Annotated in this window: 9 protein-coding genes; 4 read left to right on the forward strand and 5 right to left on the reverse strand. The window is 72.5% G+C overall.

The features are described from left to right. The first annotated feature begins 37 nt into the window (after positions 1–37). Positions 38–1,144 (forward strand): hypothetical protein, encoded by a 1,107-nt coding sequence (locus ACTHLI_RS04020; protein WP_440181660.1) that lies wholly within the window; start codon positions 38–40, stop codon positions 1,142–1,144. A gap of 81 nt (positions 1,145–1,225) precedes the next feature. Here the strand turns inward: ACTHLI_RS04020 and ACTHLI_RS04025 are convergent, their stop codons facing one another. From ACTHLI_RS04025 to ACTHLI_RS04040, 4 genes are all read right to left on the reverse strand, one after another. Then, complete coding sequence (locus ACTHLI_RS04025) at positions 1,226–1,738, reverse strand: VanZ family protein (RefSeq protein ID WP_440181662.1); 513 nt, start codon at positions 1,736–1,738, stop codon at positions 1,226–1,228. Between the two features lie 114 nt (positions 1,739–1,852). After that, positions 1,853–3,280: a hypothetical protein gene (locus tag ACTHLI_RS04030; protein ID WP_440181664.1), complete on the reverse strand. Its 1,428-nt coding sequence runs from the start codon at positions 3,278–3,280 to the stop codon at positions 1,853–1,855. Further along, positions 3,277–3,801, reverse strand: coding sequence for an RNA polymerase sigma factor (locus ACTHLI_RS04035; RefSeq protein ID WP_440181666.1), 525 nt, complete (start codon positions 3,799–3,801; stop codon positions 3,277–3,279). The genes ACTHLI_RS04030 and ACTHLI_RS04035 overlap by 4 nt, the downstream gene beginning before the upstream one ends. A gap of 137 nt (positions 3,802–3,938) precedes the next feature. Then, on the reverse strand, positions 3,939–4,484 hold the full coding sequence (locus tag ACTHLI_RS04040) for a DUF421 domain-containing protein (RefSeq protein WP_440181667.1): 546 nt from the start codon (positions 4,482–4,484) through the stop codon (positions 3,939–3,941). Between the two features lie 87 nt (positions 4,485–4,571). Between ACTHLI_RS04040 and ACTHLI_RS04045 the strand changes: the two genes are divergently transcribed. Continuing rightward, complete coding sequence (locus ACTHLI_RS04045; RefSeq protein WP_440181669.1) at positions 4,572–4,940, forward strand: DUF1622 domain-containing protein; 369 nt, start codon at positions 4,572–4,574, stop codon at positions 4,938–4,940. 21 nt (positions 4,941–4,961) lie between these two features. On the opposite strand, the gene ACTHLI_RS04050 is transcribed toward ACTHLI_RS04045, so the two are convergent. Further along, positions 4,962–5,702, reverse strand: a complete 741-nt coding sequence (locus ACTHLI_RS04050) for an alpha/beta hydrolase family protein (protein WP_440181670.1) — start codon at positions 5,700–5,702, stop codon at positions 4,962–4,964. A gap of 251 nt (positions 5,703–5,953) precedes the next feature. Here ACTHLI_RS04050 and ACTHLI_RS04055 point away from each other — a divergent pair, with 251 nt between their 5' ends. After that, complete coding sequence (locus tag ACTHLI_RS04055) at positions 5,954–6,832, forward strand: aldo/keto reductase (protein WP_440181671.1); 879 nt, start codon at positions 5,954–5,956, stop codon at positions 6,830–6,832. A 322-nt stretch (positions 6,833–7,154) separates the two neighbouring features. Next, positions 7,155–8,978, forward strand: coding sequence for an adenylyl cyclase (locus ACTHLI_RS04060; protein ID WP_440181672.1), 1,824 nt, complete (start codon positions 7,155–7,157; stop codon positions 8,976–8,978). Positions 8,979–9,201: the final 223 nt, after the last annotated feature.

A 9,201-nucleotide genomic window follows, 5' to 3' on the forward strand; every position in this document is an offset into this window, starting at 1 on the left:
GCGCGTGCTCGCGCCGATGCACGTCTATCCTCCGGGCATGCAGAGGCGCCCGGGAATGGTCGTGGCGACGGGCGCAGCGCTGTCGGCACTCCAGCGGTCCGGGTGCGCCAGCGCGACGCCCGCGCCGAAGACCAGTGCCGCGGACACGACGAGGCCGCCGGTGACGTCGTCGTCCTCGCCGACACCTCGGCCGACGGATGCGGTCGAGCTCGGGGTGATCGCCTCGCGCGACTCGCCGCTCGCCACGGTGGACTTCCTGGCGCAGAACCACTGGTCCGGTTACGTCGGCGGCACCTACCTGAGCGTGTTCGCCGGGATCGACCGCCACCATTCCGATGGCCGGACCCCGGACGCCGCGGTCGCCGTCTTCCGCTACCCAGGCGCAGTCGAGGTCGGCGTGTTCCCCTCCGACACCGGCGCCACACCCCTGAAGGTCACCAGCGCGGCCGGGGACCTGCTCACCCTCAGCGACGGACATCCGCACCCGATCCAGTTCGCCGTGCAGACGCACCGGTTCTCCCCCGCGTCCTACCCGACCAGCAGCGGCTGCTCACCCAACGGGCAGCGCATGCCGGCCGGGGTGCAGCAGGCCCGCATCGCCGACGTCGACCACGACGGTCGTCCCGACACCGAATGGGCCCAGCTCACCCCCGGCACCGGCGACGTCCGCTTCGGCATCACCACCGCGTCCGGCGCCACATTCACCGCCGACGCGTCCTTCGCCGGCGGAGCGGCCCGCTCCTTCGTCTCCGGCACGCTTGCGAACGGGGTGACCGTCCTGATGCCCAGCGAAGGACGCGCCACCGACCTCTGGACCGTCGCCGCCTGCGCACTGCACCAAGCGCACAGCACCGTCCCGACCTACAGCGGGGACTTCGGCATCAGCAGCACGAACAACCAGACCGGTGCCGGGTCAGCCACCTGCATCGACGGACGACTCGCAGCGATCGCGTTGACCCCCGACGGGTCCGCCACCGACACCGTCGCCGACCGGTACGTCGACGTCAGCGGTGACGGAACGACCGCGACGCTCACCGACCGCACCACGGTCGTCGCACGTCACGTCGACCTCGGCACGACCGCGAACACCCGCCGCTACACCGGCATCTCCTGCGGCACATCCCGCGTCCTCGCTCTCAACTGACGCGGACCCGTCTCGCCTCGGAGGCGCTCCGTCGCTCGCAGGGCGTTGCGGGCTGCTCCGCGCCGGCGCGGGCCGGCGGATTCAGCGCGGCTCTGGTGCGGGATGCGCTGCGACCGCCGCGCGCTGCCGCGCGAGCAGGAGTGCGACGAAGGCGAGGACGCCGCCCAGCAGCGCACCGATCGCGTTGGTCGCGAGGTCGCTGGTGTCGCAGGCACGGCCGATCGCGGGCACCAGGGCTTGAGCCGCTTCGATCACGACCGACAGCGCAACCGCTCCGGCCGCAGCGACGACGGGACGACGCAGGAGCACGCCGGCGACCAGCGCGCTCGGCGCCAGAAGCAGCACGTTGGACAGCGACTCCACCGAAGTGAAGCTCAAGGAGGGCAGTCCGACGGCACACCTGATCGCGGGGGCAGGATCCCCGCCGGGGGTGAGAGTCAGGCCGAGCACTGCTGCGATCGAGAGCGCGAGCAGTGCCGCAGCGGCACGCGGGCGCCTGCTGAGCGCGGCCCCGGCCAGCGGACCGACCACGGCGAACGCCACGAGCGCGGCGATCGGCAGCCAACGAGCGCCCGCCAGGAAGGTCGAGATCACGATCGGAGGGTAACGAGCGCCCGCGGCTGATCGATCACCCAGGCCTCGCGCCGCGGCGCGACCCCTTCGGTCGCGACCCCGCCACGCCGCTGGCGCTGCCCGCGATGACCTGAGTCAATCGAGCCGGTCGACGTACGGGTTCGCGCAGTGGAGGTGCGGGAACGGCTGGTCGAGACCCGAGGCGTCCTGCCCCCCGAGTCCCAGCACGACCGGCTTCGCATCGGACCCGAGCGCGTGGATCGACGTGATGTTCATCGTGCCGTCCGGGCACGTGGTCGATGCCGCGACCGCGAATCGTGTCGTCGAACCGGCCGCGAGCACGAAGCCCGAGGCCTCGCTCTGTCGAGCGGCGCGCGCGACCCGGCCCTGGACGGAGAACGCCGTGGCGGGGAGGACGCAGGCGGCGCCACGGTCGCGCACGGTGACGAGCTGCACCCAGTTGCCGGCCGCGGCGCCTCCCGGGCCCGGCTCGGACACCTGCAGCCGGTCGAGCGAGCAGGTGGACGACGTGGCCGGCGCGGTGGCGCCGCCGCCGAGGTACCAGCTGATCGTCCAATCCCCGCCGGTGGGGACGGTGGTCGAGACCGGCACGCTCACCGGGACGTCGGGCTCGATGGTGGAGCCGATCGTGCAGCGCAGCGTGAGCCTCCGGGTGATGACGGCCCCCGACTGGTCGCTCAGCACCTCCGTGGCCGTGGGGCACGCGGTGAGCACCCGGGCCTCGCCACCGGTGGTCCCCACCGCCGCGTCGTACTGCAGCATGCCGCCCGGGGTCTTCGCCGGCCGATCGATGGTCGCGACCAGGCCGAGCTGCGGGAAGGCGTTGAAGGTTCCGTCGTCGAGAACCGCGTACACGGACGACCGGTAGCAGGAGGGCTTCGGGAACCGAGCGGTCATCGTCCGCGACCGGCCGCCGACGGCCAGGACGATCGGGAGCACCGGTTTGGAGGTGTCGATGTTCGCCTTCGCCCCGGTCGGCTGGCACGCCACCGCGGCGGCGACCGACAGCATGCCCACCGCCGAAGACGGCAGCAGGAGACCGTGCGGGGTCTCCACCGACACCGAGCTGGCGATCACGCCCCCGACGCGGATCGCGTCGGACGGCAGCAGGCAGTCACGGCCGGTGTTGAGGACGAAGACACGCTGGTAGTAGGTGCCGAGCGCTGCCCCGCCGTCCTGCTTCGAGGACGTCCTCAGCTGGGACAGCGCGCACGGCGACGGGAGCACCTGGTTCGAGTACACCGCTCTCGGGCCGGGCACGACGGTGAACACCGCCGGCTTCGCCGTGGGGACCGCGGTCGGCACCGAGGTCGACGCGGCGGTCGTGGGGGACGCGGGAGGCGTCGACCCGTGCAGCGTCGCGAGCCCGACGAGCAGTCCGGCTGCGACGACGATCGCGATCGTGAACGCCGCGACCAGCTCGGCGGTCCGTGCTCGCCGGACCGGCCCGGCGCCCGCGCGGCGAGGATCCGATCTCGGGACGCGGACGGCCTCCCATCGATCCGGGTCCCGCAGCTCGCGGAGACGATCCTCGGGACTCATGCCTGCGCCTCCTGACGCCCGAGATCCGCGCGCAGCCGGGCGAGCGCTCGCGACGCCTGGCTGCGGACGTTCGCGATCCCGCACCCCAGGGTCCGGGCGATCGTCCGGTCATCGAGATCGGCGTAGTACTTCAGCACCAGCACCGCGCGCTGCTGCGCCGGCAACGAGACGAGCAGGTCGAGGAACTGCCGATCCTGCTCGAGTCGCAGGAAGTGCTCGTCCGCGACCGGGGCGTCGAACAGGTCGATGTCGACCGTGGTCGGACGCCGGAGGCCGATCGCGCGACGCACCACCGCCGTCCGCAGGTACTGGTAGGCGCCCCGCTCGGTGACCCGGGGCCAGGCGGCCGAGACGGCGATCACGGCGTCCTGGACGGCGTCCTCCGCGTCCTGGCGATTCCCGGCGACCAGCATGGCCACCTTCATCAGCTCGGCACCGCGCGTCGCGACGAGCGCGGTGTACCGCGGGTCGGCCACCCACCTCGCCATCCGCACCCCGTCCGCGACGACGGGCTCCTGCATCGCCGCACTCACACCACTGAGAGCACACAGCCCCGGCAAATGTTGCGTGCCTCGAGGATCGGATCTCCGCGACACGCCCGCCGAACCGGATCGGCCCTCCCCCGCGTCCGGGCGCTCGACCTCGCGAGTACCGGCGCTCACCCCTCCTCGACGCCGTCGTCGAGCAGCTCGATGCCACGGACGTCGGCGAAGAGCCGCCGGTCGAGCGGCTTGCCCCTCCTGATCACCGAGACGCCTCCGGCCGGCTCGAGGACGACGCAGGCCACCTCGTCGGGATCGCGGATGCCGGCTGAACGCAGGATCGTCCGCAGGTCCGCTGCGGAGACGCCGGCGCGACGGAGCTCCGCTTCGACCGGTTCGCGGCCGGCCATCAGCAGGACCGGGCGGTCCCGGACGAGCGCGCCGAACCAGCGCAGGCGGGAGAGACGCCGAACCGCGAGATGCAGGCCGAACAGCACCACCAGCCCGAGCACTCCTGCGGCGAGGGTCGGGGTCGAACCGGTGATCACCCGGCCGGCGAGGGCGCCGAGCACGAGGACGACCAGGACGTCGAACGTCGTCATCCGAGCGACGGATCGTTGGCCGAGCAGGCGGATCAGCAGCGTGAACACGACGTACACGCCGATCGCGGACACGATCACGAGCACCGCGTCGCTCGCGTTCAGACCGAGACGAACCCACATCGACGTCCTCCGTTCGCCGGACCGCGGCCGAGCGGCTGCTCGACCCCGACCCATGCAACGTGACGCGCCTGCCCGTACCCTCCGCCGATGGACTACGAGAGCTGGATCGAGCTCGCAGGCCGGGTGATCGACGCCTCCGGTGTCGCGACCGTGGTGATCGGCGCGATCGCCGCCACGGTGTTCGCGGTCCTGCGCGCCGTGCGGCGGCAGGGTCCGGTGTACCGCCCGTTCCGCCGATTCCTCGGGCGCTCGATCCTGCTGGGGCTCGAACTGCTCGTCGCCGCCGACATCATCCGCACCGTCGCGGTCACCCCCACACTGGGCAGCGTCGCGGTGCTCGCGGGGATCGTGCTGATCCGGACCTTCCTCAGCTTCTCCCTGGAGCTCGAGATCACCGGCCGCTGGCCCTGGCAGAAGGTGCCGGCGAACGCGGAGGCGAGCGACGACGCACCGTGAGGTCCGCGTCGCCCGGGCGTCTCAGTCGTGCGAGCGGATCTCCTCGAGCGCGGTCTCGAGCGCGGCGAACGCGGCGTGAGCCGGGTCGATGACGTCCATGTGGTCCCCTTCGACCACCGTGATCGCGGCGTCCTGACCCGCCGCCCGGGCTTCGGTCACGTACGTCTCGGACTGGTTCATCGGGACCACGTCGTCCCGGTCGCCGTGCACGATGCGCACGGGGAGGTCGGAGACGATGCGCGCGATCGGATCGGCGGCGGCATACCGGTCCGGGTGCTCGGACGCGTGACCGCCGAGGAAGTCGGTGACGGCGCCGCGCCCGATGCCCTCGTGGTCCCCCAGCGCGAGGTTCAGCACGCCCGCCAGGCTCACCGCACCGGCGAGCGGCAGCAGCGCCTCCGGCCGCGACAGCGCCCACACGGCGAGGTGGCCGCCGGCGCTGTGCCCGACGGTGACGACCGGGTCGAGCGCGAGATCGCGGGACCGCGCGACCTCGGCGAGGAGCTCGATGCCGGCGGCGACGTCGTCGAGGGTCTGCGGCCACCCGCCGCCGTTCGGGAGCTGGCGGTACTCGATCTGCCACACGTGCCACCCGCGCTCGACGAGCGCCTCGGCCAGCGGCGTCGGACCGTCGAAGTAGTCGGGCGTCCCACGCCAGAAGCCGCCGTGGATCAGCACCACGGTGCCCCGCGCATCGCCGGCCGCGGCGCGGAGCACCCCGTACTGCATGGGACCGTCGCCGTACTCGAACCGCTCCGTCATGCGGTGGACGCTACCCACCGGCCTCGGGGAAGCGGATGGACGCGCGACCGGCGAGCACGTGGGGCGCCCTTCGTCTCAGCCGCGGGTTCTATCGTCGCAGACTGCCCGCCCCGGCCGACCGGCTCGAAACCGGACGTCACCGCGCGGACGAGCGAGCGCGCCGGGGTCCCCAGCGACGGCTGACCGCCTCGGCAGGCTCGCCAGCACCTCCGCCCGCGCCCGCGCGGCCCGAACACGGAAGGAGTACGCACGTGCTCACCCTCAACAACGGCGTCCAGCTGCCGGAGATCGGCTTCGGCGTCTTCCAGAGCGCCCCCGACGAGACGACGGAGGCGGTCCGCCTCGCCCTCGAGACCGGCTACCGGCACATCGACACCGCTGCCGCGTACGGGAACGAGCGGGAGGTCGGCGAAGGCATCCGGGCTGCAGGCCTCGACCGCGACGAGGTCGTGATCGAGACGAAGGTCTGGGTGTCCGACTACGGCTACGACCAGACGCTGCACGCGTTCGAGAAGGCGACCGGCAAGCTCGGCTTCGACCGCATCGACGTGCTGATCCTGCACCACCCCGCACCGGACCGGTTCGCGAGGACGCTCGACGCCTACCGCGCGCTCGAGCGCCTGCTCGCGGAGGGGCGGGTGCGGGCGATCGGCGTCAGCAACTTCATGCCGCACCACCTCGAACGCCTCCTCGCCGAGACCGACGTCGTGCCGGCGCTCAACCAGATCGAGCTGCACCCGTACTTCCAGCAGCGGGCGGCGCAGCAGGCGAACGCCGCCGCCGGGATCCTCAGTCAGGCGTGGTCGCCGATCGGCGGGGCGACCTTCTACCCCGGCTTCCGCGACGGGCGCCGCAACGTGATGGAGGACCCGGCCCTCCTCGCGATCGCCGAGGCGCACGGGAGGACGCCCGCCCAGGTCATGCTGCGCTGGCACGTGCAGCAGGGACGCAACGCGATCCCGAAGTCGACGAACCCCGGCCGCATCCGCGAGAACTTCGCCGTCTTCGACTTCGCGCTGACCGACGAGCAGATCGCGGCGCTCGACGCGCTCGACACGGGTTTCCGCAACGGGCCCGACCCCGACGGCGCGGACACGAGCCGCTTCGAGCGGGTGATCCCGGAGGCGTAGATCCCGGCGTCCGCACGACCCGTCGGTTCCGGCAGCCCTCGTCGGTTCCGGCAGCCCGATCCGCCCGATCCGGCTGCCGGAGCCGACGGATGCGGCGGGAACCGACACGCTCTGGTGGGAGCCCCTTGCCTTCCGCGCCCCGCGCTCCTTGGTCCGGCCTTGCTCCCAGCGATGACCTGCCTATGCTTCCCGGGTTCCATCCCGGCGGCCGATGACGTCCGACCCGAGGGCCTCATGCCCTCCCGCAGTCGACACGGCCGCTGCATGCGTAGAAAGCAGGTCGACGGTGTCCGCTCTCCACTCCCGCCTCCGACAAGGAGGCATGCTCAGACGGTCGGTCGGCATCGCCGCCGCGGCCGGCACCCTGACGCTCGGCGTCCTGGTGCCCGCGCAGGCCGCGTCCGCGAAGCCCGCTCCCGCCGCGCCCGACCTCGGGCCGAACGTCGTCGTGTTCACGCCGTCGATGTCCACCGCGGACATCCAGGCGAAGGCCGACGCGATCTACGCGAAGCAGGCGGACGCTGAGATGGGCACCGGACGGTACGCGCTGCTCTTCGCGCCCGGTACCTACGGGTCGGCCACGACCCCGCTCGACATCAAGGTCGGCTACTACACGGAGGTCGACGGCCTCGGTCAGGACCCCGGCGACGTCACGATCAACGGCGGCGTGACCGCGATCGGGCGCGACGGCAGCGGGGCGCTCGACACCTTCTGGCGCTCGGTCTCCAACCTGTCGATCCACGTCGTGCCGACAGCCGACGGCTGCCACACCGGCAACGAGATGTGGGCCGTGTCGCAGGCGGCGCCGATGCGGCGCGTGGACGTGAAGGACTACACGACGTTCATGCCGTACTGCGAGAACCCGAACTTCGCGAGCGGCGGTTTCGTCGCCGACTCGAAGCTCGAGGGCGGCGCGCTGAACGGCTCGCAGCAGCAGTTCTACGTGCGCAACTCCGACCTCGGTGCCGGGTGGTCGAACGGGGTGTGGAACCAGGTGTTCTCCGGCGATGTCAACGCCCCGGCGCAGTCGTTCCCGAGCCCGCCGTACACGACGCTCGCGACCACGCCCGTCTCGAAGGAGAAGCCGTACCTGTACGTCGACGCGAAGGGCGCCTACCGCGTCTTCGTGCCGAGCGCGCAGCGCAACTCCTCCGGCACCACCTGGGCGAACGGACACACGCCCGGCCGGTCGCTGCCGCTCAGCGACTTCTACGTCGCCCACCCCTCCGACCCGATCGCGAAGATCAACTCGGCGCTCGCGCAGGGCCGCGACCTGCTGCTGACCCCCGGCGTCTACGACGTCGCGAAGAGCATCCAGGTCAAGCGGGCGGACACCGTCGTGCTGGGCCTCGGCCTCGCCACCCTCACCGCCCAGGGCGGTGCGGTGCCGATGACGGTCGCCGACGTGCAGGGCGTCGACATCGCCGGGCTGACCTTCGACGCCGGTCCCGTGAACTCCCCCGTCCTGCTGCAGGTCGGCAGCACGCACCACAAGGGCGGCAAGCACGCCGGCACCGCGGCCGACCCGACCGCGCTGCAGGACGTGTTCTTCCGCATCGGCGGCCCGCACGTCGGGAAGGCGACGACGAGCCTGGAGGTCAACAGCGACCACGTGATCCTCGACGACATCTGGGCGTGGCGAGCGGACCACGGTGTGGACGGCTCGGTCGGCTGGAGGGTGAACACCGCGGCGACCGGCGTCGTCGTGAACGGCGACGACGTCACCGCCACGGGCCTGTTCGTCGAGCACTACCAGCGGTACAACGTCATCTGGAACGGCGAGCGCGGTCGCACGGTCTTCTTCCAGAACGAGCTGCCCTACGACGCACCGGACCAGGCGGCGTGGCGGCACGGCGACGTGAACGGCTGGGCCGCCTACAAGGTGGCGGACTCCGTGCGCAGCCACGAGGCGTGGGGCCTGGGGAGCTACATCTACACGAACGTGAACCCGTCGCTCCACGCGACGCAGTCGTTCGAGGTGCCCGACCGCCCGGGCGTCGTGATGCACGACCTCACCACGGTGTCGCTGAACGGGGCCGGCACGATCGATCACGTGATCGACGGGCAGGGCCCGGCGGCGATCGGCGGCGTCAACGACGGGAAGCCGCAGACCGTGACGCGGTACTCGAACGGGACGGCCGAGTAACCCGGTCGCCCGGCGCGCCTGCGGCTCCGGCAGCGGAGCCGCAGGCGCGGATCGTCCCGGAAGCGATGAGCCCGGCCGCGGCACGATCCGTCGGCTCCGGCAGCCCTCGTCGGGTGCGGGCGGCCCCGCCCGCCCGCCCCGGGGGCGGGACCCGGCGGGGGGGGGGGGGGCCGACCCCCGCGGGGGGGGGGGGCCCGGGGCCCGCGCCCGGGGCCCCCCACGC

Source organism: Amnibacterium sp., assembly GCF_051956055.1.
GTDB lineage: Bacteria > Actinomycetota > Actinomycetes > Actinomycetales > Microbacteriaceae > Amnibacterium.